Origin of the sequence: Pseudomonas sp. A-RE-22, assembly GCF_019956035.1 — a bacterium.
GTDB classification, from domain to species: Bacteria; Pseudomonadota; Gammaproteobacteria; order Pseudomonadales; family Pseudomonadaceae; genus Aquipseudomonas; species Aquipseudomonas brassicacearum.
In genome coordinates this window covers 164,712-188,806 of sequence record NZ_JAHBCZ010000055.1, presented here as the reverse complement: position 1 = coordinate 188,806, position 24,095 = coordinate 164,712, and the positions used below count along the sequence as shown (strand labels likewise).

The following is a 24,095-nucleotide window of genomic DNA, read 5'->3' as shown; positions in this document are numbered from 1 at the left end:
CGCGCGAGTGCTTGCACGGGCAGGTCCTCCAACCGAATTTCGAATTACGAGAAGTGAAACCACTACCATGATGCGCAGCCATTATTGCGGCCAACTGAACGAAAGCCTGGAAGGTCAGGAAGTTACTCTTTGCGGATGGGTCCATCGTCGCCGTGACCATGGCGGGGTGATTTTCCTCGATATCCGTGATCGTGAAGGCCTGGCCCAGGTGGTGTTCGATCCGGACCGCGCTGACACCTTCGCCACCGCCGACCGCGTGCGCAGCGAATATGTGGTCAAGATCACCGGCAAGGTGCGCCTGCGTCCGGCCGGTGCTGGCAACGCCAACATGGCGTCCGGCATGATCGAAGTGCTGGGTTACGAGCTGGAAGTGCTCAACGAATCGGAAACCCCGCCGTTCCCGCTCAACGAATACTCCGACGTGGGCGAAGAAACCCGCCTGCGCTACCGCTTCATCGACCTGCGTCGCCCGGAGATGGCCGAGAAGCTGCGCCTGCGTTCGCGCATGACCACCAGCATCCGTCGTTACCTGGACGAGAACGGCTTCCTCGACGTCGAGACGCCGATCCTGACCCGCGCCACGCCGGAAGGCGCCCGCGACTACCTGGTGCCGAGCCGTACCCACCCCGGCAGCTTCTTCGCCTTGCCGCAATCGCCACAGTTGTTCAAGCAACTGCTGATGGTGGCCGGGTTCGATCGCTACTACCAGATCGCCAAGTGCTTCCGCGACGAAGACCTGCGTGCCGACCGTCAGCCTGAGTTCACTCAGATCGACATCGAGACCAGCTTCCTCGACGAAAAAGACATCATGGGCCTGACCGAAGGCATGATCCGCAACCTGTTCAAGGAAGTGCTGGGTCTGGAATTCGGCGAGTTCCCGCACATGACCTTCGAAGAGGCCATGCGCCGCTACGGTTCCGACAAGCCAGACCTGCGTAACCCGCTGGAGCTGGTGGACGTGGCTGACCAGCTCAAGGACGTCGAGTTCAAGGTGTTCAGCGGCCCGGCCAACGACCCGAAATGCCGTATCGCGGCCTTGCGCGTTCCTGGCGGCGCCAGCATGCCGCGCAAGCAGATCGACGACTACACCAAGTTCGTCGGCATCTACGGTGCCAAGGGCCTGGCCTACATCAAGGTCAACGAGCGCGCCGCGGGTGTTGATGGCCTGCAATCGCCGATCGTGAAAAACATCCCTGAAGCCAACCTCAATGTGATCCTCGATCGCGTGGGCGCGGTTGACGGCGACATCGTGTTCTTCGGTGCCGACAAGGCCAAGATCGTCAGCGAAGCCCTGGGCGCGCTGCGTATCAAGCTGGGTCACGACCTGAAGCTGCTGACTTGCGAATGGGCGCCAATGTGGGTCGTTGACTTCCCGATGTTCGAAGAAAACGACGACGGCAGCTTCTCGGCGCTGCACCACCCGTTCACCGCGCCGAAGTGCTCGCCGCAAGAGCTGGAGGCCAACCCGGCCACCGCTCTGTCGCGCGCTTACGACATGGTCCTGAACGGCACCGAACTGGGTGGCGGTTCGATCCGTATCCACCGCAAGGAAATGCAACAGGCAGTGTTCCGCCTGCTGGGCATCAACGAAGCCGAGCAGGAAGAGAAGTTCGGCTTCCTGCTCGACGCCCTGAAGTACGGTGCACCGCCCCACGGTGGCCTGGCCTTCGGCCTGGACCGTTTGGTGATGCTGATGACCGGCGCCCAGTCGATCCGTGAAGTGATCGCGTTCCCGAAAACCCAGAGCGCGGCCGATGTCATGACCCAGGCGCCGGGTGTGGTGGATGCCAAGGCATTGCGCGAGTTGCACATTCGTCTGCGTGAACAGCCAAAGGCTGAGTAAGGCTGGCACCTGAGAGGGCGCATCTTCGGATGCGCCTTTTCATTGGGGTCGATATTTCTGATTGCCGGCCACTGTGTACGCGCAGGGCGGGCAATGTTCCAAAGAGAAACGGAGCGAGTTATGGCAGGTCATTCCAAGTGGGCGAACATCAAGCACCGCAAAGAACGTCAGGATGCCAAGAGAGGCAAGATCTTCACCAAGTGGATCCGTGAGCTGACGGTCGCGGCCCGCCAGGGTGGCGGCGACCCGGGTTCCAACCCGCGCTTGCGCCTGGCCCTGGACAAGGCGCTGGGTGCCAACATGAGCCGCGATATCATCGATCGGGCCGTCGCCCGTGGCGCCGGTGCGACCGAGGCTGACAACGTTGAAGAGCTGACCTACGAAGGTTATGGCCCTGGCGGCGTGGCGGTGATGGTCGAATGCATGACCGACAACCGCAACCGTACTGCCGCCGCCGTGCGTCACGCCTTCAGCAAATGCGGTGGCAACCTGGGCACCGATGGTTCGGTGGCTTACCTGTTCGAGCGCAAGGGGCAGATCAGCTTCGCGCCGGGCCTCGATGAAGATGCCCTGACGGAAGCGGCCCTGGAGGCCGACGCCGATGACGTGGTCAGCCACGAAGACGGCTCGTTCGACGTGTTTACTTCGTTCGCCAGCTTCTATGCCGTGCGCAACGCCCTGGAGGCGGCCGGTTTCAAGCCCGCCGACGCAGAGATCGTCATGCAGCCGACCACCAGTGCCGAACTGGACCTCGAAGGCGCCGAGAAGGTGCTCAAGCTGATCGACATGCTTGAAGACCTGGACGATGTGCAGAACGTCTACTCTAACGCTGACATTCCGGAGTCGGTGGCTGAACAGCTGGGCTGAGAAAGCCAGTTCAAATATTGACGATTGCCAATGATCAACCTGTGGGAGCGAGCTTGCTCGCGATAGTGATACATCAGTCAACACTGTGCTTGCTGATCCGACGCCATCGCGAGCAAGCTCGCTCCCACAGGTCTGGATAACTCCCCTTCAAACCGCAGGCGCTATGACTTTAATCCTTGGTATCGACCCTGGTTCGCGCATCACCGGCTACGGTGTGGTTCGCGATACCGGGCGCGGCTGCGTGTACGTCGCGTCTGGTTGCATCCGCACCGGGGCGGGTGAACTGCACGAGCGCTTGCAGATCGTTTATCGCGGCGTGCGTGAGGTCATCCAGACCTACGGCCCGGTCACCATGGGCATCGAAAAGGTTTTCATGGCGCGCAACGCCGACTCGGCCTTGAAGCTGGGGCAGGCCCGGGGTGCGGCAATCGTTGCTGGCGCCGAGGAAAACCTGGAGATCGCCGAGTACAGCGCGACCCAGGTCAAGCAGGCGGTCGTCGGAACCGGGGCGGCGAACAAGGAGCAGGTGCAAATGATGGTGATGCACCTGTTGAAACTGGTCAGCAAGCCGCAGATCGATGCCTCCGACGCCCTGGCCATTGCCATTTGCCATGCCCATACCCGTTCCAGCCTGTTGCCTCACGGCCTGGGAACCGCACGCAGTCGTGGCGGGCGCCTGCGTCTCTGATAGCATCAGCGCAATCTTTCGTGAGCCCGAGCATCTTGCGCCTGTGTCGTCGGCCTTCCTGCCCGGGCTGTTACTCGCCAGCCAGCAGGCTGGCCAACACCCAAGGATCTGAAACGTGATTGGACGCTTGCGCGGCACCCTGGCTGAAAAACAGCCGCCGCACCTGATTCTGGATGTAAATGGCCTGGGCTATGAGCTGGAAGTGCCCATGACCACGCTGTATCGCTTGCCGTCGGTCGGCGAGCCGCTGACCCTGCACACCCATTTGGTCGTGCGCGAGGATGCGCAGTTACTCTATGGCTTCGTCGGCAAGCGCGAGCGAGACTTTTTCCGCGAGCTGATCCGTCTCAATGGCGTCGGCCCGAAACTGGCCCTGGCCTTGATGTCGAGCCTGGAAGTCGATGAATTGGTCCGTTGCGTGCAGTCCCAGGACACCTCGGCCCTGACCAAGGTGCCGGGTGTGGGCAAGAAAACCGCCGAGCGCCTGCTGGTCGAACTCAAGGACCGCTTCAAGGCCTGGGAGGCGGTGCCGGCTATGTTCGCCCTGGTGCCGAACCAGCCGGACGCGCCTGCGCCTGCGGTCAGCGCCGAAAACGATGCGGTCACCGCGCTGATCTCCCTGGGCTACAAGCCGCAGGAAGCCAGCAAGGCGATTTCCGCCATCAAGGAAAAAGGCCTGAGCACTGAAGACATGATTCGCCGTGCCCTGAAGGGAATGATTTAAGTGATTGAAGCTGACCGCCTGATCGCCGCCACGGGCGCGCCCCGTGACCGCGAGGAAATCCAGGACCGCGCGATTCGTCCTGTCAGCCTGGCCGACTACATCGGCCAACCGACCGTGCGCGAGCAGATGGAGTTGTTCATCCAGGCCGCCCGTGGGCGCAGCGAGTCGCTGGACCACACCTTGATCTTCGGTCCGCCGGGCCTGGGCAAGACTACCCTGGCCAACATCATTGCCCAGGAAATGGGCGTCTCGATCAAGAGCACGTCCGGGCCGGTCCTCGAGCGGCCGGGTGACCTGGCGGCGCTGCTGACCAATCTTGAGCCCCATGACGTGCTGTTCATCGACGAAATCCATCGGCTGTCGCCGATCGTCGAGGAAGTGCTGTACCCGGCCATGGAAGATTTCCAGCTTGACATCATGATCGGCGAAGGGCCGGCGGCACGCTCGATCAAGCTCGACCTGCCGCCCTTCACCCTGGTGGGCGCCACCACCCGCGCTGGCATGCTGACCAACCCGTTGCGGGACCGCTTCGGTATCGTCCAGCGCCTGGAGTTCTACAACAACGCCGACCTGGCGACGATTGTCAGTCGTTCGGCGGGCATCCTCGGGTTGCCGCTGGACCCGGACGGTGCGTATGAGATCGCCCGGCGTGCCCGGGGTACGCCGCGGATCGCCAACCGCCTGCTGCGCCGGGTCCGGGATTTTGCCGAAGTCCGCGCCAAGGGCCACATCACCAAGCCGATTGCCGACCTGGCGTTGAACCTGCTGGACATCGACGAGCGCGGTTTCGACCATCAGGACCGGCGCCTGCTGCTGACCATGATCGAGAAATTCGACGGTGGCCCGGTGGGCGTGGACAGCCTGGCGGCGGCCATCAGCGAAGAGCGCCACACCATTGAAGATGTGCTGGAACCGTACCTGATCCAGCAGGGCTACATCATGCGTACCCCTCGCGGGCGCGTGGTGACCCGTCATGCTTATTTGCACTTTGGCTTAAACATCCCGACACGAATGGGTGAGATGCCGGTGGTAGACGAATTCCTCGATGCCGTGGACGATTGAACGAGCTCTGTACGCCGACTTTTTTCCAGTTCGTGCTGTCCCAGACCACGCCTGGAGCGTCAATGCGTTCGAGAATGAAAAAACAGTTGCCTGGCCGATTGGCAACCTGAGGAGTAAGCACTAGAGTATGCGCGCGCAAAACGGGCTGGAGTCGTTCGCACATCGCTGTCGCGTTTATTACGAGGACACCGATGCTGGCGGCATCGTCTACTACGTCAATTACCTCAAGTTTATGGAACGGGCTCGAACCGAACGGCTGCGGGAACTGGGTTTTGCCCAATCCGCGCTGGCAGGGGAGGACCTGTTATTCGTCGTGCATTCCAGCGAAGCGCGCTACCACGCGCCGGCGCGACTGGACGACGAACTGGTGGTAAGTGCCGATGTCATCGAATTGAACCGTGTCAGCCTGCGTTTCAAGCAGCAGGTCAGGCGGGCTACGGATAACGTGCTGCTCTGTGAAGGGCAGTTTTTGGTGGCCTGTGTGCGCACCCATAGTTTGAAACCCCGGGCCATTCCCGAAGCTCTACGTGCGGCCTTTGCCGACGTGAGCGGCGCGGGTACACACTCAGAGCAGGAGATAAAGCGTGGAAGCTAACGTCGTCGACCATACCTCCATGTGGAGCTTGGTCAGCAATGCCAGCGTCGTGGTGCAGTTGGTAATGCTGATCCTGGTAGCCGCATCGGTGACCTCATGGATCATGATTTTTCAGCGCAGCAACATGCTGCGCGCCGGTCGCCGTGCCCTGGAGAGCTTCGAAGAGCGCTTCTGGTCCGGCATCGACCTGTCCAAGCTCTACCGTCAGGCAGGGAGCAACCCGGACCCGGATTCGGGCGTGGAGCAGATCTTCCGTGCCGGCTTCAAGGAATTCTCCCGTCTGCGCCAGCAGCCAGGCGTTGACCCGGAAGCGGTGATGGAAGGCGTGGCTCGTGCCATGCGCGTGGCCATCTCCCGCGAGGAAGAAAAACTCGAACAAGGCCTGTCGTTCCTCGCCACCGTTGGTTCGGTCAGCCCGTACATCGGTCTGTTCGGCACCGTGTGGGGGATCATGAACTCCTTCCGTGGCCTGGCCTCTGCCCAGCAAGCGACCCTGGCCACCGTGGCCCCGGGTATTGCCGAGGCACTGGTCGCCACCGCCATCGGCCTGTTCGCGGCCATTCCGGCCGTGATCGCCTACAACCGCTTCGCTGCCCGTAGCGAAGCGCTGACCAGCCGTTACTACACCTTCGCCGATGAATTCCAGGCGATCCTGCACCGCAAAGTGCACACCAGCGAAGAATAAGCAGGTATTTCCCCATGGCTTTAATCGCTCGAGCCCGAAACAAGCGCAAGCCGGTTGCCGAGATGAACGTGGTGCCCTACATCGACGTGATGTTGGTGCTGCTGGTCATCTTCATGGTGACCGCGCCGATGCTCAATCAGGGCGTGAAGGTCGATCTGCCCAAGGTTTCCAGCGAAGCCTTGCCGCAGGACAACAACACCCAGGTACTGACCATTTCGATCAAGGCTGACAAGACCTACTACTGGAACCTTGGCAGCGAAGTCGACACCGAGAAGCAGCAGGACCGGGCCATGACCTTGCCGCAGATGACCGATGCGGTGACCAAGATCATTCGTGTCGGCAACGACGCCGGCAAGCGCACGCAGGTCTTCATTCGCGGTGACAAGACCGTCGACTACGGTGCCGTGATGGGCGCCATGGGCGGCCTGCAGAAAGCCGGGGTCGGTAATGTTGGCTTGATCACTGAGGCGCCCTGATGCAGCAACAGCGAGAGCCGTCCGCCTCGGAAAGCTACTTCTGGCCTAGTGTCCTGGCAATCGGTCTGCACGTACTGGTGTTCGGCATGCTGTTCGTCAGTTTTGCCATGACCCCTGAGCTGCCGCCGGCCAAGCCGATCGTGCAGGCGACGTTGTACCAGCTCAAGTCGAAAAGCCAGGCGACCACCCAGACCAACCAGAAGCTTGCCGGTGAGGCGAAGAAATCCGCCGCGCGCCAGACTGAAGTCGAGCAGATGGAGCAGAAGAAGGTCGAGCAGGAAGCGATAAAGGCCGCGGAACAAAAGAAAGAGGAAGCGGCTCAAAAGGCCGAGGAAGCCAAGAAGGCCGATGAGGCGAAGAAAGCTGACGAGGCGAAAAAGGCTGACGAAGCCAAGAAAGCCGACGAAGCGAAGAAAACCGCCGAGGCCAAAAAGGCAGAAGAGAAACAATTGGCTGATATAGCCAAGAAGAAGGCCGAAGAAGAAGCCAAGAAAGCCGCTGAAGAAGAGGCCAAGAAAGCGGCCGCTGAAGAAGCGAAGAAAAAGATCGTCGAGGACGCGAAGAAGAAAGCGGCCGAAGACGCCAAGAAGAAAGCTGAAGCTGAAGAGGCGAAAAAGAAAGTCGCCGAAGACGCGAAGAAGAAAGCCGCCGCCGACGCTGCCAAGAAAAAGGCCCAGGACGCAGCGCGTAAATCCGCCGAAGACAAAAAGGCCCAGGCCTTGGCAGATCTGCTTTCCGACACGCCGGAGCGCCAGCAGGCATTGGCTGATGAGCAGGGCGATGAAGTCGCCGGCAGCTACGATGATTTGATTCGCGCACGAGCGGCGGAAGGCTGGGCTCGTCCCCCTTCGGCGCGCAAAGGCATGACGGTAGTATTGCAAATCGGCATGTTGCCCGACGGTACGGTTACCTCGGTCAGCGTCGCCAAGTCCAGTGGTGACGGTCCGTTCGACGCTTCGGCGGTCGCAGCGGTCAAGAACATTGGGCGATTGACGGAAATGCAAGGAATGAAACCGAGCGACTTTGCTCCCTATCGTTCATTCAAGATGACATTCACACCTGAGGATCTAGCCTTGTGAGAAACCTTCTTCGATCAATGCTGGTCGTTATCTGCTGCCTGGCAGGGATAGCGGTAGCAGAGGAAAAGAACATCCTGGTCACCAGCGGCAGCGACCGGGCGACCCCGATCGCCGTCGTACCGTTCGGTTGGCAGGGCGGTAGCGTCCTGCCGGACGACATGGCGGAAATCATCGGCAACGACCTGCGCAACTCGGGTTACTACGCGCCGATTCCGAAGCAGAACATGATCAGCCTGCCGACCCAGGCCAGCGAAGTCATCTACCGTGACTGGAAGGCCCTGGGCGCCCAGTACATCATGGTCGGCAGCATCGTTCCGGCCGGCGGTCGCCTGCAGGTGCAGTACGCCCTGTTCAACGTCGCCACCGAGCAGCAAGTGCTGACCGGCAGCGTGTCGGGCAGCGTCGATCAGTTGCGCGACATGTCGCACTACATCGCCGACCAGTCGTTCGAGAAGCTCACCGGCATCAAGGGCGCGTTCTCTACCCGCATGCTCTACGTGACGGCCGAGCGCTTCTCCGAAAACAACACCCGCTACACCCTGCAGCGCTCCGACTATGACGGTGCCCGTGCAGTGACCTTGCTGCAATCGCGCGAGCCAATCCTGTCGCCGCGCTTCGCCCCCGATGGCAAGCGCATCGCCTATGTCTCGTTCGAGCAGAAGCGTCCGCGCATTTTCGTGCAGCACATCGACACCGGTCGTCGTGAGCAGATCACCAACTTCGAAGGCCTGAACGGCGCGCCAGCCTGGTCGCCGGACGGTTCGCGCCTGGCGTTCGTGCTGTCCAAGGACGGTAACCCGGACATCTATGTGATGAACCTGGCTTCGCGTTCGATCTCCCGCGTCACCAATGGCCCGGGCATCAACACCGAACCGTTCTGGGGCAAGGATGGCTCGACCATCTACTTCACCTCCGACCGTGGCGGCAAGCCACAGATCTACAAGACCAGTGCTGGTGGTGGCGGTGCCGAACGCGTGACGTTCGTCGGTAACTACAACGCCAACCCTAAACTGTCGGCGGACGAAAAGACCCTGGTAATGATCCATCGCCAGGATGGTTTCACTAATTTCAAGGTGGCGGCCCAGGATTTGCAGCGCGGTAGCGTAAAAATCCTCACTGATAGCACTCTGGACGAGTCACCCACTGTTGCGCCCAACGGCACCATGGTAATCTACGCCACCCGCCAGCAGGGCCGGGGAGTCTTGATGCTCGTGTCCATTAATGGACGCGTGAGGCTCCCGCTTCCTACCGCTCAAGGCGAAGTCAGAGAACCGTCCTGGTCCCCTTACCTGAACTGACGCGGCGCTATACGTTTTACTTAACACACTGGGGTTCATTAGGAGTTTCACGATGGAAATGCTGAAGTTTGGTAAATTTGCTGCGCTGGCTCTGGCCATGGCTGTAGCTGTAGGTTGCTCGTCCAAAGGCGGCGACAATGCCGGTGAAGGCGCTGTTGATCCAAACGCTGGTTACGGCGCTAACACCGGTGCAGTTGACGGCTCCCTGAGCGAAGAAGCTGCTCTGCGCGCAATCACCACCTTCTACTTCGAATACGACAGCTCGGACCTGAAGCCAGAAGCCATGCGCGCTCTGGATGTTCACGCCAAAGACCTGAAGTCGAACGGCGCTCGCGTTGTTCTGGAAGGCAACACCGACGAACGTGGTACTCGTGAGTACAACATGGCACTGGGCGAGCGTCGTGCGAAAGCCGTTCAACGCTACCTGGTACTGCAAGGTGTTTCCCCAGCTCAGCTGGAACTGGTTTCCTACGGCGAAGAGCGTCCAGTTGCTACCGGCAACGACGAGCAGTCCTGGGCTCAAAACCGTCGCGTCGAACTGCGTAAGTAATTCGTCATGCGAACGTGCCGTCGTGCTGTAACTGTTCTGGCTCTCAGCCTCGCGCCGCTTGCGGCGTGGGCTGCGGTTCCTGTGGTCGATAACGATGCCGGCTATAACAATAGCGGGAGCAGCTATCCGCCTGCAGGTTACGGTACGAACGGCGCCTATGCCGGGGGAGGGGTTTCGGCCCCTGTCTCGGCACAGGGCGAGCTGTTCAACCAGCTCCAGCAAATGCAGGATCAGCTTTCGCGCCAGCAAGGCGTGATCGAAGTTCTGCAGAATGATATTTCGCGCATGAAGCAGGAAAACCTGGAGCGATACCAGGATCTTGATCGGCGCATAGGAACCGGCGTTGCACCTGCCGCGACTCCTGAGAATTCTCCTGCCGGTGGCGACTTGAACGCCCCCGGTGCAGCCGCAGGTGCGGGGGCAGCTGCCCCTGCAGCACCTGCCGCCGGTGGCGAGCCGGCTGATCCGGCGAAGGAAAAGCTCTATTACGATGCTGCCTTCGACCTGATCAAGGCCAAGGATTTCGACAAGGCCAGCCAGGCCTTTGCCGCCTTCCTGCGCAAATACCCAAACAGCCAGTACGCGGGCAATGCCCAATACTGGCTGGGTGAAGTGAACCTGGCCAAAGGCGACCTGCAAGGTGCCGGCCAGGCATTCGCCAAGGTTTCGCAACTGTATCCCAAGCACGCCAAGGTGCCGGATTCGCTGTACAAGCTGGCTGATGTAGAGCGCCGCCTCGGTCACACCGACAAGGTAAAAGGCATTCTGCAGCAGGTGGTGGCCCAATATCCGGGTACATCCGCCGCCCAGTTGGCCCAGCGTGATCTGCAACGCATGTAAGTCGGCTTGACCTGTTTTGAAGAAACCCGCGCCTGTCGCGGGTTTTTTCGTTAGAATTCACGCCCATTTTATGAAACACGCTTTTTGGGATCTGCGCGTTGGCGGGGTTCCTTGAAGTGCCTGACGGAGGCGGACAGCCTGTTTAGCTGTTACGCCCGTGGCGACTATGCAAGACACATTGAGAATCACCGAAGTTTTTTACTCGTTGCAGGGTGAAACGCGGACGGCTGGGCTGCCCACAGTATTTGTGCGCCTCACCGGTTGCCCGTTGCGCTGCCAATACTGCGACAGTGCCTACGCGTTCAGCGGCGGCACCTTGCGAACCCTCGACGATATCCTGGAGCAAGTGGCCAATTATCGTCCGCGTTATGTCTGCGTCACGGGTGGTGAGCCATTGGCGCAACCCAACGCCATCCCCTTGCTCAAGCAGTTGTGCGATGCCGGTTACGAGGTTTCCCTGGAAACCAGCGGCGCCCTGGATATCTCGGCCGTCGACCCGCGCGTCAGTCGCGTCGTGGACCTGAAGACTCCAGGCTCCAAGGAAGCGCACCGCAACCGTTACGAGAATATCGAGCTGCTGACCTCCAACGATCAGGTCAAGTTCGTGATCTGTTCGCGGGAAGATTACGACTGGGCCGTGTCCAAGCTGATTCAGTATGGGCTCGACCAGCGTGCCGGCGAAGTGTTGTTGTCGCCGAGCCATCACGATTTGAGCGCCCGGGACCTGGCGGACTGGGTGGTGGCGGATAACCTGCCGGTGCGCCTGCAACTGCAGCTGCATAAATATCTTTGGAACGACGAGCCGGGGCGCTGATATGACTGAACACTCGAACATTGCTGAAAAACGTGCGGTCATCCTGTTGTCCGGCGGCCTGGATTCGGCCACCGTCGTGGCCATGGCCCGTGCCGAGGGTTACCGCTGCTACACCATGAGTTTCGATTATGGCCAGCGCCACCGCGCTGAACTGCACGCTGCCGAGCGAGTGGCCCGGGACCTGGGCGTGGTGGAACACAAAGTGATCGGCCTGAACCTCAATGGCATTGGTGGCTCGGCCTTGACCGACAGTTCCATCGACGTGCCGGAGGCGCCTAGCGAAGGCATTCCGGTGACCTATGTGCCGGCGCGTAACACCGTATTCCTGTCCTTGGCATTGGGCTGGGCCGAAGTGCTGGGCGCTCGTGACATTTTCATCGGCGTCAATGCCGTGGATTACTCCGGTTACCCGGATTGCCGCCCGGAGTTCGTCGAAGCCTTCGAGCGCATGGCGAACCTGGCGACCAAGGCCGGTGTAGAAGGGCAGGGTTTCCGCATCCTGGCGCCGTTGCAGAATCTCAGCAAGGCCGACATCGTCAAGGCCGGTGTGAAGCTTGGCGTGGACTACGGGCTCACTGTTTCCTGCTATCAGGCCGACGATCAGGGCCGTGCTTGCGGCAAATGCGACAGCTGCCGCCTGCGCGCAGAAGGCTTCGCTGCGGCGGGTGTGAGCGATCCAACCCGTTATTTTTGATTTATTTCAAATTAGGTGTTGAATAGTCCTTAGAAATCAGTATTATACGCGCCACCACACAGCGGGTCGTTAGCTCAGTTGGTAGAGCAGTTGGCTTTTAACCAATTGGTCGTAGGTTCGAATCCCACACGACCCACCATTTTTTGCAGTTTTAAAAGTCTGGAAGGCCCACGAAAGTGAGGATTTCCGGATTTTTTTTTGCCTGCGAGAAAGTGGCCGGACAAGTCCCGAATCTGACTGGTGTGGCGCCAGTCCTTGGGAGATTACGCCATTAACCTGGAAAAGCCGGCCTCAACTCCTAGACTGTTGAAGCCCGCTCCTTGTTCAAGCGCAGCGTGCACCTCGTTATAAAACGCGAGAGGTTCGATCAAGGAGGATTCGACATGAAGCTGCGAATTACCCAGTTTGCTCCATTCGATCAGGGCAAGGATATCAAGGCTGATATCAAGGGCGGATGGTGTGCCGGGGTAACCGCCACGGTCGGCATTGCCGTCGGCTCCTATGATGTGGAAGGGCAACCCGATTTTGGGCATTGGGTCGAGCATGTCGCTTTTGTAAAAGCCAAGGCGGCGTTGCTGAAGATCAATTCCAACCTCAACACGGCCGAAACGCTGCAGGCCGTCCTGGGCCGATACCAGCAAACCCGTGACGTCTGCGGTGACCTGCATAAGTCCAAGTTTGAAGCGCGAGGCTGTAAAGTCCTCCTGAGCTTGTCGGGATGGTTTCCAGTGCTGGGTTATGCGTCCTACTTGAAAAACTCCAAATGGCTGACCAACCATATTGGCTACATCATCCGAGGCGGGGACAAGCTGGTGTTGTTCGACCCCAATTACGGTATCGGTTTATTCACCATTGAAGATGCGCTGCCGCTGAACCTGAACGAGCTGACCAAGGCGATCGGCATCCTTGCCTGGAAGAGTGGCCTTGCCAGTTACCTGCTGTCCTACACGGCGGCGACTTCCGTTGTTGACGAAGATCCCTTGCAACTGCGCTTCTCGACCGATACCGAGGAGAAAATCCGAGCCTTGGAAGAGTACAGCAGTCGTTTTTTCACCGGGACAAAGTAGTAGCGTTAGCGGATATGTCGCCCATAACCCTTTGGGTCAAACCGCAATACCATCACCATCATCAACACCATGACCGCCGTGAGCGACCACCAGGCCCACTCAAAACTCCCCAATTGGTCGCGGATCATCCCGGCAATCAATGGCGAGAGGCCGGCGATGAGATAGCCGACACCCTGCACGAACGCGGTAAGGCCGCCGGCCCGGCGTGGGTTGTCCAGGTGGTCGAGGGAGACGATCAGGCTCATGGGGAACAGGCCGCCGATCCCCAGCCCCAGCAGGCAGGCCCAGAGCAGGCTGAAGCGTTCCGGGCTGAGGATCAGGCCGCAGAAGCCGCCGATGATCAGGGCCAGCAGGACGGCCAGGACCAGGCGTTTATCCCGGCTGCGGTTGGCAATCGCCGGAGTGACCAGGCCGGATAACACTTCCATTGCCGTGAGGAACCCCAGCAACAGGCCAGCGTGCTGTTCGCTCCAGCCCTTTTCCACGTAGTACGGTGCCAGCCAGGCCAGCACGCAGGTGTAGGAGGCGGTGCCCAGGCCAAAGAAAATCGCCAGGAGCCAGGCCCGGGCGTTGCTGGAAAACGCTTCGTGATGCCGGGACGCTGCGTCGGGCAAGGGCGTGATGTTCGAGCGCTGGGCATACCAGCAGCCCAGGGCGACCAGCGCCAACAATGCCCAGATTGCCAGGCCGACGCGCCAACTGCCGGTCTGGGTCAGGACAAAGGGTGAAAACGATGCGGCAATCGCCGCCCCACCCATGATGGAGGTCACGTACAAGCCCATGAACAGCGAGACGTTGTCGGCGAAGCGCGACTTGATCAGTGCCGGCATCACAGCCTGGATCAAGGCGATCCCGAGCCCGGCCACGATCGCACTGGCGATCAACCCGGCGGCGCTGTCCAGGTACAAGCGCGAGGCCGTGGCGATGCCAATGATCAACAGCGACAGCACGATGGTGCGGTGTTCACCGATGCGCAGGGCGATGCGCATGCCCAAGAACATCGCCAGGCCCATCGCCATGACAGGCAACATGGTCAGCAGCGAGGCGGTACTGAAACTCAAGGGCACCTCGCCGCGAATAGCTGACAACAACGGCCCGACCGCTGCCATCGAGGGCCGCAGGTTCAGCGCCACCAAGACGATGCTGACCATCAGCCAGATGGCGTGGGTGCTTGAGGTTCGAATATTTTCCATGGAGCCGCCTTTGCTGGGCAAAGGGGCATTTAGGCTGGCTCCGGACGTTGTGGGCAAATTGAAAATTGGACAGAGGTATTTAAAAATTCGATAGCGCTACGGAGCTTGTCCGAGAGCCCAATGCCCATCCCTTGTGGGAGCGAGCTTGCTCGCGATGGCGGCAATACCTGCACATCAGTACGAGCTGACCCACCGCTATCGCGAGCAAGCTCGCTCCCACAGAGGGGAAGGTTTAATCCGGCATCGGGCTCAGTGTCCCCAGCCATGCCACCAACCCAAGGATGGCCACCGCCACAGCGAACTCCAGGACCATGCTGCGCCGCAGGGCTGTCACCGCGACCCTGTGCTCGCCGGTGTGTCGGGCCTGCTCCAGCAATGGGCTCAGGTGAAAGCGGTTCAGCGCGGCGAACACCAGCATGGCCGCGAACAAGACGAGTTTGAGCGCCAGCAACTGACCATAGGTGCTGTCCAGTAGTCCTTCGACGCTTGGGCCGACGATGAACAGATAATTGACCACCCCTGTCACGGTGATGAGCACCACGATCACCGCCCCGGCGGTTTCAAACCCGATCAATGTCCGAGCCAGTACCGCCAACTGCGGTTCGGCCTGGCGAAGCAGCAGGGCAAACGCGGCCAAGGCCCCGACCCAGCCACCCGCTGCCCAGAGGTGCAGGAAGTCGGTGATGAAGTGCCAGTTGCGGCGTGCGCCTTCGTCCATGGCGCCGTGTCCTGCCCAGGCCAGCGTCGCCAAGGCCACGGCCCCGCCTAGCGTGACCAGGCCCAGGCTGGCAGTCGGCCAACGTTTATTGAGCGTCACGGCGACAACGGCCAGCAGCAGCGCCGCCATCCGCAGTGTCCAACTCGAGCCGACGTCGGTCTCCAACACCATCATTTCAATGTGCGGCCACAGCTCGGCCCAGTCTGCAACGCCGCTCATGGCCCAGGCCATGCACGCCATGGCGGCGAGGGAGAGCAACCCGCCCAGCACCGCCGTGGTCACTAACAGCGGTGTGAAAGGCAGTTGCGCGCCTGACACCCGTTCCTGGCCTCGCAGGCTATAGAGCCCGAACGCGGCCAGGCCGAACAACAACATCAAATCCAGGTACAGGGCAAAGCGCAGCGCAATGTTGATCGAGTCGCTCATCAACTCACTTCACCTTGAACGTGACGTTACCGGTGATCGGGTGAGTGTCGGACGACACCGCGCGCCATTGGACCTGATAGGTGCCGGCGGTGAGGGGACCATTCGGGACAATGACCATGGTTTTCGGGTCATCGCTGCCGGAGACCTTGGCTGGCATAGGCATGGGCGAATGCGCCGCCATGCCGGGCATCTCGGTCATCATCAGCTTGGCACCGGAAAACTTGGTCATCAGGTTTTCGGAAAAATGCAGCTCGATCTTTGCCGGTGCCGCACCTTCGGCGCCTTCGGCAGGGGTAGAGGACAGCAGTTTCGGGTGGGCCTGGGCCAGGCCACTGACCAACAGGCCGGTGGACAAGGCGACAGCAACAACAGCGGTTTTGATGAATGACATGCAAGGACTCCTACAGCTTGGTTTTTTAGTTTTGAGTGAAACAGGTCAGTGGCTCAGAACCACATGCGCACGCCCAACACCAGGCGGGCTTCGCTGCGGTCTTCGCCTTCTTCACGGGCGTAATCGGCGGTGTTGCCGTAGACCCGATTCCAGGTGACGCCAATGTAGGGTGCGAATTCGCGGCGTATTTCATAACGCAACCGTACGCCGAGTTCGGTGTCCGACAGCCCTGATCCGACGCCGCGGGCAGGATCGTTCTTGCCATAGAAGTTGACCTCGGCGGTGGGCTGCAGGATCAACCGATTGGTCAGCAAGATGTCGTAGTCGCCTTCCAGCCGCGCCGCGCTCTGGCCACCTTCGCCGATGAACGCGGTGGCCTCGGCTTCGAAGTTGTACAGCGCCATGCCTTGCACGCCGAAGGCGGCCCAGGTTTGTGGATCGCCCGGCTTGAAGTCCTGGCGTACGCCGGCCACCACGTCCCACCAAGGACTGATGGCGTGGCCCCACAGGGCCTGAAGTTCCGCCTCTTCGGTCTTGCCGTTGAGGCGTTCACCTTCGGAGCGCAGCCACAAACGGTCGATGTCGCCACCGATCCAGCCGGAGGCATCCCAGCTCAGGGCGCTGCCGTCATCGGCGTCTTGCCACTCCAGCTGGTCGATGAGGAAAAACGAATTGATGGCGCTGTCATGCATCGCGTGTCCGCCATGATCCTCGTAGACGGCGGCGCGGTCGGCGGCGGTCAGTTCCGGGATCGGCGTGCGACTGGTGGTCGGCGCTGATTGCATGGGTTCCATGCCCTGCATCGAGTCCATGCCTTGCATCGAATCCATACCTTGCATCTGGCTATGGTCCATCCCGGGCATCTGGCTGTGATCCATGCCTTGCATGTCGTTGCCCGCCGCCCAGGCCGAGGTGGTGGCGCCGAGGGTCAGGCTGGCAATGAGTGCCATGGGGTAGTGAAAAACAGTGGTCATGGTCGGCTCCTCATTCCTGCACCCGAACTTCACGGAACATCCCCATCTCCATGTGAAACAGCAGATGACAGTGGTACGCCCAGCGCCCGAGGGCATCGGCGGTGACGCGGTAGCTGCGCTTGGCACCCGGTGGCACGTCGATGGTGTGCTTGCGCACCATGAACTGGCCGCTCTCGTCCTCCAGGTCGCTCCACATGCCGTGCAGGTGGATGGGGTGGGTCATCATGGTGTCGTTGATCAGCACGATGCGCAGTCGCTCGCCGTACTTGAGCAGCAGCGGCGCGGCGTCGGAAAATTTCACGCCGTTGAACGACCAGGCGAATTTTTCCATGTGCCCGGTCAGGTGTAGCTCGATCGTACGGCCCGGCTCGCGGCCGTCGGGGTCGGGGAAGGTGCTGCGCAGGTCTGAGTAGGTGAGCACTTTGCGGCCGTTGTTACGCAGCCCCATGCCCGGGTCGTCGAGCTTGGGCTTGACGGTCATGGCCTGCATGTCCACCAGGGGGTTGTCTTTCTCGGTGTCGGGATGCGACAGCATGCCGTCCATGCCCTGCATGGCACCGTGATCCATCCCGGCCATGTCGCCCATGCCCTGCATCTGGCTATGATCCATACCTTGCATCTGGCTGTCGTCCATCCCGGCCATGCCCTGCATCGAGCCGTGGTCCATGCCACCCATGCCCATGTCGTCCATGGTCACCAATGGCCGCGGGTCCAGGGGCGGCACCGGTGCCGACAACCCGGCCCTGGCCGCGAGGGTGCCGCGGGCATAGCCGGTGCGGTCCATGGACTGGGCGAACAGGGTGTAGGCCTCCTGGGTTGGTTCGACAATGACGTCATAGGTTTCGGCCACGGCGATCCGGAACTCATCGACGCTCACCGGTTTGACGTATTGGCCGTCGGACGCCACCACCGTCATCTTCAAGCCGGGAATACGCACGTCGAAATAGCTCATGGCCGAGCCGTTGATAAAGCGCAGGCGAAGACGTTCGCCAGGCTTGAACAGGCCGGTCCAGTTCATGTCCGGCGCCTGGCCGTTCATGAGGTAGGTGTAGGTGGCGCCACTGACATCGGCCAGGTCAGTGGGATTCATCTTCATCTCGGCCCACATCTTGCGGTCGGCCACGGTGCTGGCCCAGCCGTTCTTGCCCACATCGTCAATGAAGTCGCCGACGGTGCGTTTGTTGTAGTTGTAGTAGTCCGACTGTTTCTTGAGCTTGCGAAGGATGTTGCCGGGGTCCTCATCGGTCCAGTCGGTGAGCATCACCACATAGTCCCGTTCGTACTGGAAGGGCTCCGGTTCCCGGGCGTCGATCACCAGCGGGCCGTAGACCCCGGATTGTTCCTGGAAGCCGGAATGGCTGTGGTACCAGTAGGTGCCGTTTTGCCGGACCTTGAACTGATACACGTACATGCCGTCGGGTTCGATGCCCTTGAAACTCAACCCCGGAACGCCGTCCATGTTGGCTGGCAGCAGGATGCCGTGCCAGTGGATGGACGTGGTGTCCTTCAAGCGATTGCGCACCCGCAGGGTCACGGTGTCGCCTTCACGCCAGCGCAGCAGCGGGCCGGGGATGCCACCGTTGATGGTCTGGGCGGTGCGTGGCTTGCCGGTGAAATTGACCGGGCTTTCGCCGATGAACAGATCGAACTCGGTGCCGCTCAGGACGTTGGGCTGGCCCGGGCCGGTGACCGCCCAGACAGGCGCGCGCCACAAGCCCAGGCCGCCGAGGATGCCGCCGGCAGTCAGGCCCTTTACGAAGGTTCGCCGGGAAGTTTTTGTTTGCATACGATGGAAGTCCGTCAGTCGATTCGCAGCGAACACGGGGGCAATCCCCCGGTGTCGCTTTGAAAAGAAGATGACATAAGCCGGCCGGGCAGGTGATTACATTTCGGTCAGCTTGCTCTTGCTGGGGCGCGCGTCCGCTTCCAGGGTCGGGCACAGGTCAGAATGATCTTTTGCATCGACGGGATATTCTGTAGCCTTGCCGGCTTCACGCTGTCCCGTGCCTGATTGATACCCACTTTCCCGGCGGTACCCGAGTGGTCCGGAGCCGGGTGTATACTCGACTTTCGCGCTAAACGCGCTTGCAGGTCTTGCGAACATGACGCAAATTTCCGAACGCCTTCTGGTCCAGGCCCACCTCGACGCCAAGCAGCCCAAGCCGCTGACCGCCGAGCAAGAGGCCTGGTACCGCGCCGCCATCGCCGCCGAGCTCAAGGCTCAGGACGCGGTGCTGGTCGCGCACTTCTACTGCGACCCGATCATCCAGGCCCTGGCCGAAGAGACCGGTGGTTGCGTGTCCGACTCCCTGGAAATGGCCCGCTTCGGCAATGCCCACCCGGCCAAGACCGTGGTGGTAGCGGGGGTCAAGTTCATGGGCGAGACCGCCAAGATCCTCAACCCCGAAAAACGTGTGTTGATGCCCACCCTGGAAGCCACCTGCTCCCTGGACCTGGGCTGCCCGGTGGACGAATTCTCAGCGTTCTGCGACCAGCATCCGGAGCGCACCGTGGTGGTGTATGCCAACACTTCGGCGGCAGTGAAGGCCCGGGCCGACTGGGTGGTGACGTCCAGTTGCGCGCTGGAAATCGTCGAGAGCCTGATGGACAACGGCGAGACGATCATCTGGGGCCCGGACAAGCACCTGGGCACTTACATCCAGCGCAAGACCGGCGCCGACATGCTGCTCTGGGACGGTGCCTGCATCGTCCACGAAGAGTTCAAGTCCAAGCAGTTGGAGGACATGAAGGCGCTGTACCCGGACGCCGCGATCCTGGTGCACCCGGAGTCGCCGACGTCGGTGATCGAACTGGCGGATGCCGTGGGCTCCACCAGCCAATTGATCGCCGCGGCCCAGACCCTGCCGAACAAGACGCTGATCGTCGCCACCGACCGGGGCATTTTCTACAAGATGCAGCAGCTGTGCCCGGACAAGGTCTTCATCGAAGCCCCTACCGCCGGCAACGGCGCGGCGTGCCGCAGTTGTGCACACTGCCCATGGATGGCGATGAATACCCTGGAGCGCACGCTCAAGAGCTTGCAGGAGGGCGCCAACGAGATCTTCGTCGACCCGGCGCTGATCCCCCAAGCGATTCGCCCGCTCAAGCGCATGCTGGACTTCACCCAGGCGGCGCGGATGAAGCTGGCGGGCAATGCCTGATTGAAGGCGAGAGGCTTGATCGTTCCCACGCTCTGCGTGGGAATGTAGCCAGGGATGCTCCGCGTCCCAAAAAGCCGAACGCGGAGCGTCCGCAGAGGCGTTCCCACGCAGAGCGTGGGAACGATCAAGGATGAACGAAGTTATTTGGTTTTCTTGGGAATCCGCACCAGCTGCGTATCCGAGTAGATGTCATGCCAACTGCGCTTGCGCTTGTCGAACAGCGCCCAGATGAAGCCCAGCCCCACCAGCAGCAATGACGCAATCGCTACCACGAACCGCAACAGCGCCTGCCACAGGCTGATGGCCGTGCCATCGGCGTTCTGTACACGGATGCACCACACCTGCATGCCCAGGGTCTGGCCGTTGTGGGTCCAGAACTTGGCGAAGAAGCCGAACAGCACGAACAGCAGTACGGTGGACAGCAGCGGGTCACCGTCCAGTGCGCCGGCTTCGGTCAGGGCGCGCATTTTTTCTTCGCCGATGATCGCCATCTGGATCATTTTGTAGGCACCGCTGGTGACGATCAGCAGCGCCGTGCACAGCAAGAAGTCATAAAACATCGCTGCCAGGCGACGGCCCAGGCCGGCGGGAGGAAAGTCGCCCTGGGGAGTGAGCAGGTGTTTCGACATGACGGCCTCAGTTGAAAAAAGAAGCCATTTTACGGATTTACGCCCATAAAAAAGCCCCTGATATCAATCAGGGGCTTTTTTAGTGTGCGAAAGCCTTAGGCTTCTGCTTGAACCTCGTCAGCCTGCATGCCTTTCTGGCCTTGCACAGCAACGAAAGTGACTTTCTGGCCTTCTTTCAGGCTCTTGAAGCCGTTGCCCTGGATGGCGCGGAAATGCACGAACAGGTCCGGACCGCTTTCAGGCGTGATAAAACCAAAACCCTTCTCGTCGTTGAACCACTTGACGGTACCGCTCTGACGTTGAGACATTTTCTTATTTCCTTTGACGCTAAAATTGATGACAGCCTCTTTCGCATGAAAGAGTACTGGGCTGGGTTGCAGGAAAGTAAGAGACGTCGAACGGGATGTAGCGAACTTCATAAGCTACTGCCCAGGTCACGATTCCAAGCGACCCATGCAAACACAGTGACCAAACTCTACGCCAACTACGAATGAAAAAACAACCCCCCGGGGAAGCCCGTATTTGCTCAGCTTGCAGGCATTTACATACATCGCCGGGCGGGGCTTATTCGATAGGCTAGTTCAATTGTTAACGACCGTTATAAGCGCCATTGAATGTCTAAGGATATGCACCTTTTTATGGCGGTTGCGTTACACATTAGTGCACGTATAACGCAATCGCGTTACTTATAGAAACAGTCAATCAACCGCGGTAGTAGCGTTGTGGGACGAATGGCATTTTGCTTACAAGTAAAGGCACCTTTTTCCCACGCACGATGGCCCAAACTGGCGTATCCAGTGCGACATAGGCGCTGTCCAGGTAACCCATCGCCAACGGACCGCCCAGGGTCGGGCCGAAACCACCGCTGCACACCGTCCCGATAATCTCGCCCGCTTCGTTGACGATCTCTGCGCCTTCGCGCACCGGTGTGCGTTCCTGGGGCAGCAGGCCGACGCGTTTGCGCTTCACGCCGCCCTGTTGTTGGGCGAACACGGTTTCAGCGCCGGGGAAACCGCCAGCGCGAGCGCCGTCGGCACGACGTACTTTGGAAATCGCCCACAACAGGCTGGCTTCGATCGGCGTGGTCTCGGTGTTCATGTCGTGGCCATAGAGGCACAGGCCGGCTTCCAGGCGCAGGGAGTCACGGGCACCGAGGCCGATGGCCGCGACTTCCGGCTCGGCCAGCAGGGCGCGGGCCAGTTTTTCCGCATCGGCGGCGGGTACCGAGATTTCGAAACCGTCTTCACCGGTGTAGCCCGAACGGCTGACAAAGCAGTCCACGCCCAGCAGCGTGACGCGCTGGAACTGCATGAAGGTCATCTTCGCCACGTCCGGCGCCAGGCGTGCGAGCACGGTGACGGCAGCCGGGCCTTGCAGGGCGAGCAGGGCACGGGCTTCGAACAGTGGCTCGATGCTGCACTGCGCACCAATGTGGGCCCGCAGGTGAGCCAGGTCCTGGTCCTTGCAGGCCGCGTTGACCACCAGGAACAGTTCGTCATTGCCCAGGTTGGCGACCATCAGGTCGTCAAGGATGCCGCCGTTCTCGTTGGTGAACATGGCGTAGCGCTGCATGCCCACCGGCAGGTCGATGATGTCCACCGGCACCAGGGTTTCCAGGGCCTTGGCGGCGCCTGCGCCGGTCAGGCGGATCTGGCCCATGTGGGACACGTCGAACAGCCCGGCCTGATCACGGGTGTGCTGGTGTTCCTTCATCACCCCCAGAGGGTACTGCACCGGCATGTCGTAGCCGGCGAACGGCACCATGCGGGCGCCGAGTTCGAGGTGCAGCGCGTGCAGCGGGGTTTTCAGCAGTTGTTCGGTGGACATATCAGCTCCTGGAAAAAATGTGGAAGTGAGGCAAGCGCATCAGCATTCGATGATGTTGACCGCCAGACCGCCGCGGGCGGTCTCCTTGTATTTGCTTTTCATGTCGGCGCCGGTCTGGCGCATGGTGCGGATGACTTTGTCGAGGGAGACGAAGTGATGCCCGTCGCCGCGCATGGCCATGCGTACCGCGTTGATGGCCTTCACCGAGCCCATGGCGTTGCGTTCGATGCACGGCACCTGCACCAGGCCGCCGATCGGGTCACAGGTCAGGCCGAGGTTGTGTTCCATGCCGATCTCGGCGGCGTTTTCCACTTGCTGCACGCTGCCGCCGAGCACTTCGCAGAGGGCGCCGGCGGCCATGGAACAGGCCACGCCCACTTCACCCTGGCAACCGACTTCAGCGCCGGAGATGGAGGCGTTTTCCTTGTACAGGATGCCGATGGCGGCGGCGGTCAGCAGGAAACGCACCACGCCATCCTCGCTGGCCCCGGGGATAAAGCGCATGTAGTAATGCAGCACGGCCGGGATGATCCCCGCCGCCCCGTTGGTGGGCGCGGTGACGACGCGCCCGCCATAGGCGTTTTCTTCGTTGACCGCCAAGGCATACAAGTTGACCCAGTCCAGTACTGACAGTGGGTCGCGCAGTGCGGCTTCCGGGTTCTTGCACAGCTGGCGGTGCAACGCCGCGGCCCGGCGCTTGACCTTCAGCCCGCCTGGCAGAATCCCTTCGTTGCGACAGCCGGCGGCCACGCAATCCTGCATCACCTGCCAGATTTTCAGCAGGCCGGCACGGGTCTCGGCTTCGGGGCGCCAGGCGCTTTCGTTGGTCAGCATTACCTGGCTGATGGACAGGCCATAGGTGCTGCAATGACCCAGCAGGTCCTTGGCACTCTTGAACGGGAAGGTCAGGGGCGTAGCATCTTCGACGATGCGGTCGGCGCCGGCCGCGTCTTCATCGACGACAAAGCCGCCGCCGACCGAGTAGTACTCGCGGCTGCGCACTTGCAGCCCGGCGGCATCAAAGGCGCGGAAGATCATGCCGTTGGGGTGGAAGGCCAGCGGCTTGCGGATCATTGCCAGGTGCAGCTTTTCATTGAATTCGATGGAGTGTTCGCCGAGCAGGTTCAGGCGACCGCTGCTGCGGATCGCTTGCAGGCGGGCGTCGACGGTTTCGGTGTCCACGGTGTCGGGATGCTCGCCTTCCAGGCCCAGCAGCACGGCCTTGTCGCTGCCGTGGCCCTTGCCCGTGGCGCCGAGCGAGCCGTAGAGCTCGACCTTGACGCTGGTGGTGCAATTGAGCAAGTCATCGCGACGCAGCCCCTCGGCGAAACGGGCAGCGGCACGCATCGGGCCGACGGTATGGGAGCTGGAAGGGCCGATACCGATCTTGAACAGGTCGAACACGCTTAACGACATGGTGTTTCTCCGGTTTCTTTTTATGAGGATCGACGGTGGTTTAAGGTCTGACATGGATCCTTGTGGGAGCGAGCCTGC

The 24,095-nt window shown here is 60.9% G+C and carries 25 protein-coding genes and 1 tRNA gene; 17 read left to right on the top strand and 9 right to left on the bottom strand.

What is annotated here, in order from left to right:
• Positions 1–67: 67 nt before the first annotated feature.
• From aspS to KGA89_RS24250, 16 genes are all read left to right on the top strand, one after another.
• Positions 68–1,843: an aspartate--tRNA ligase gene (gene aspS / locus KGA89_RS24325; RefSeq protein ID WP_003205043.1), complete on the top strand. Its 1,776-nt coding sequence runs from the start codon at positions 68–70 to the stop codon at positions 1,841–1,843.
• A 120-nt stretch (positions 1,844–1,963) separates the two neighbouring features.
• Positions 1,964–2,710: a YebC/PmpR family DNA-binding transcriptional regulator gene (locus KGA89_RS24320; protein ID WP_003205041.1), complete on the top strand. Its 747-nt coding sequence runs from the start codon at positions 1,964–1,966 to the stop codon at positions 2,708–2,710.
• 163 nt (positions 2,711–2,873) lie between these two features.
• Positions 2,874–3,398 carry a crossover junction endodeoxyribonuclease RuvC gene (gene ruvC / locus KGA89_RS24315; RefSeq protein ID WP_003178595.1) on the top strand — a complete coding sequence of 175 codons (525 nt, stop codon included), beginning with the start codon at positions 2,874–2,876 and terminating at the stop codon, positions 3,396–3,398.
• Positions 3,399–3,513: 115 nt separating this feature from the next.
• Positions 3,514–4,122 carry a Holliday junction branch migration protein RuvA gene (ruvA, locus tag KGA89_RS24310; RefSeq protein WP_058542614.1) on the top strand — a complete coding sequence of 203 codons (609 nt, stop codon included), beginning with the start codon at positions 3,514–3,516 and terminating at the stop codon, positions 4,120–4,122.
• Entirely contained in the window at positions 4,123–5,184 is a 1,062-nt protein-coding gene (gene ruvB, locus KGA89_RS24305; protein WP_003178599.1) for a Holliday junction branch migration DNA helicase RuvB, read from the top strand. It begins immediately after the preceding gene.
• 127 nt (positions 5,185–5,311) lie between these two features.
• Positions 5,312–5,779: a tol-pal system-associated acyl-CoA thioesterase gene (ybgC, locus tag KGA89_RS24300; protein WP_223472712.1), complete on the top strand. Its 468-nt coding sequence runs from the start codon at positions 5,312–5,314 to the stop codon at positions 5,777–5,779.
• Entirely contained in the window at positions 5,769–6,464 is a 696-nt protein-coding gene (gene tolQ / locus KGA89_RS24295; RefSeq protein ID WP_003205035.1) for a protein TolQ, read from the top strand. Before ybgC ends, tolQ begins: the two co-directional genes overlap by 11 nt.
• A 23-nt stretch (positions 6,465–6,487) precedes the next feature.
• The gene (tolR, locus tag KGA89_RS24290) at positions 6,488–6,940 is read left to right on the top strand and encodes a protein TolR (protein WP_161796096.1); all 453 of its coding nucleotides are present in this window, start codon (positions 6,488–6,490) and stop codon (positions 6,938–6,940) included.
• Complete coding sequence (tolA, locus tag KGA89_RS24285) at positions 6,940–8,019, top strand: cell envelope integrity protein TolA (RefSeq protein WP_003205033.1); 1,080 nt, start codon at positions 6,940–6,942, stop codon at positions 8,017–8,019. The genes tolR and tolA overlap by 1 nt, the downstream gene beginning before the upstream one ends.
• On the top strand, positions 8,016–9,317 hold the full coding sequence (gene tolB, locus KGA89_RS24280; protein ID WP_003205031.1) for a Tol-Pal system beta propeller repeat protein TolB: 1,302 nt from the start codon (positions 8,016–8,018) through the stop codon (positions 9,315–9,317). The genes tolA and tolB overlap by 4 nt, the downstream gene beginning before the upstream one ends.
• Before the next feature lie 52 nt (positions 9,318–9,369).
• Positions 9,370–9,867 (top strand): peptidoglycan-associated lipoprotein Pal, encoded by a 498-nt coding sequence (pal, locus tag KGA89_RS24275; protein WP_003205029.1) that lies wholly within the window; start codon positions 9,370–9,372, stop codon positions 9,865–9,867.
• 6 nt (positions 9,868–9,873) lie between these two features.
• Positions 9,874–10,707 carry a tol-pal system protein YbgF gene (ybgF, locus tag KGA89_RS24270; RefSeq protein WP_100264203.1) on the top strand — a complete coding sequence of 278 codons (834 nt, stop codon included), beginning with the start codon at positions 9,874–9,876 and terminating at the stop codon, positions 10,705–10,707.
• A gap of 166 nt (positions 10,708–10,873) precedes the next feature.
• Positions 10,874–11,521 carry a 7-carboxy-7-deazaguanine synthase QueE gene (gene queE / locus KGA89_RS24265; RefSeq protein WP_223472711.1) on the top strand — a complete coding sequence of 216 codons (648 nt, stop codon included), beginning with the start codon at positions 10,874–10,876 and terminating at the stop codon, positions 11,519–11,521.
• 19 nt (positions 11,522–11,540) lie between these two features.
• Positions 11,541–12,215 (top strand): 7-cyano-7-deazaguanine synthase QueC, encoded by a 675-nt coding sequence (gene queC, locus KGA89_RS24260; RefSeq protein WP_161796660.1) that lies wholly within the window; start codon positions 11,541–11,543, stop codon positions 12,213–12,215.
• 63 nt (positions 12,216–12,278) lie between these two features.
• Positions 12,279–12,354, top strand: a tRNA-Lys gene (locus KGA89_RS24255).
• A 244-nt stretch (positions 12,355–12,598) separates the two neighbouring features.
• Positions 12,599–13,282: a hypothetical protein gene (locus KGA89_RS24250; protein WP_003205022.1), complete on the top strand. Its 684-nt coding sequence runs from the start codon at positions 12,599–12,601 to the stop codon at positions 13,280–13,282.
• 5 nt (positions 13,283–13,287) lie between these two features.
• Here KGA89_RS24250 and KGA89_RS24245 read toward each other — a convergent pair whose 3' ends face one another.
• The 5 genes from KGA89_RS24245 to KGA89_RS24225 all read right to left on the bottom strand — a co-directional run bounded on the left by KGA89_RS24245 (position 13,288) and on the right by KGA89_RS24225 (position 18,770).
• On the bottom strand, positions 13,288–14,475 hold the full coding sequence (locus KGA89_RS24245; protein WP_223472710.1) for a cyanate transporter: 1,188 nt from the start codon (positions 14,473–14,475) through the stop codon (positions 13,288–13,290).
• Positions 14,476–14,707: 232 nt separating this feature from the next.
• Positions 14,708–15,619, bottom strand: a complete 912-nt coding sequence (gene copD / locus KGA89_RS24240) for a copper homeostasis membrane protein CopD (protein ID WP_223472709.1) — start codon at positions 15,617–15,619, stop codon at positions 14,708–14,710.
• Positions 15,620–15,623: 4 nt separating this feature from the next.
• Positions 15,624–16,010, bottom strand: coding sequence for a copper homeostasis periplasmic binding protein CopC (copC, locus tag KGA89_RS24235; protein ID WP_003205017.1), 387 nt, complete (start codon positions 16,008–16,010; stop codon positions 15,624–15,626).
• Positions 16,011–16,063: 53 nt separating this feature from the next.
• Positions 16,064–16,984 carry a copper resistance protein B gene (locus tag KGA89_RS24230; RefSeq protein ID WP_003205015.1) on the bottom strand — a complete coding sequence of 307 codons (921 nt, stop codon included), beginning with the start codon at positions 16,982–16,984 and terminating at the stop codon, positions 16,064–16,066.
• A gap of 10 nt (positions 16,985–16,994) precedes the next feature.
• The gene (locus KGA89_RS24225; protein ID WP_003205013.1) at positions 16,995–18,770 is read right to left on the bottom strand and encodes a copper resistance system multicopper oxidase; all 1,776 of its coding nucleotides are present in this window, start codon (positions 18,768–18,770) and stop codon (positions 16,995–16,997) included.
• A gap of 316 nt (positions 18,771–19,086) precedes the next feature.
• Between KGA89_RS24225 and nadA the strand changes: the two genes are divergently transcribed.
• The gene (nadA, locus tag KGA89_RS24220) at positions 19,087–20,145 is read left to right on the top strand and encodes a quinolinate synthase NadA (RefSeq protein ID WP_003205010.1); all 1,059 of its coding nucleotides are present in this window, start codon (positions 19,087–19,089) and stop codon (positions 20,143–20,145) included.
• A 140-nt stretch (positions 20,146–20,285) separates the two neighbouring features.
• Here the strand turns inward: nadA and KGA89_RS24215 are convergent, their stop codons facing one another.
• The 4 genes from KGA89_RS24215 to KGA89_RS24200 form a co-directional block, all read right to left on the bottom strand.
• On the bottom strand, positions 20,286–20,774 hold the full coding sequence (locus tag KGA89_RS24215) for an RDD family protein (RefSeq protein ID WP_003205008.1): 489 nt from the start codon (positions 20,772–20,774) through the stop codon (positions 20,286–20,288).
• Between the two features lie 95 nt (positions 20,775–20,869).
• Positions 20,870–21,082 (bottom strand): cold-shock protein, encoded by a 213-nt coding sequence (locus KGA89_RS24210; protein WP_003175786.1) that lies wholly within the window; start codon positions 21,080–21,082, stop codon positions 20,870–20,872.
• 394 nt (positions 21,083–21,476) lie between these two features.
• A complete protein-coding gene (gene gcvT, locus KGA89_RS24205) occupies positions 21,477–22,601 on the bottom strand; it encodes a glycine cleavage system aminomethyltransferase GcvT (protein ID WP_013694108.1) in 1,125 nt (374 codons plus the stop codon).
• 39 nt (positions 22,602–22,640) lie between these two features.
• Complete coding sequence (locus tag KGA89_RS24200) at positions 22,641–24,017, bottom strand: L-serine ammonia-lyase (protein ID WP_003205004.1); 1,377 nt, start codon at positions 24,015–24,017, stop codon at positions 22,641–22,643.
• Between the last annotated feature and the right edge of the window lie 78 nt (positions 24,018–24,095).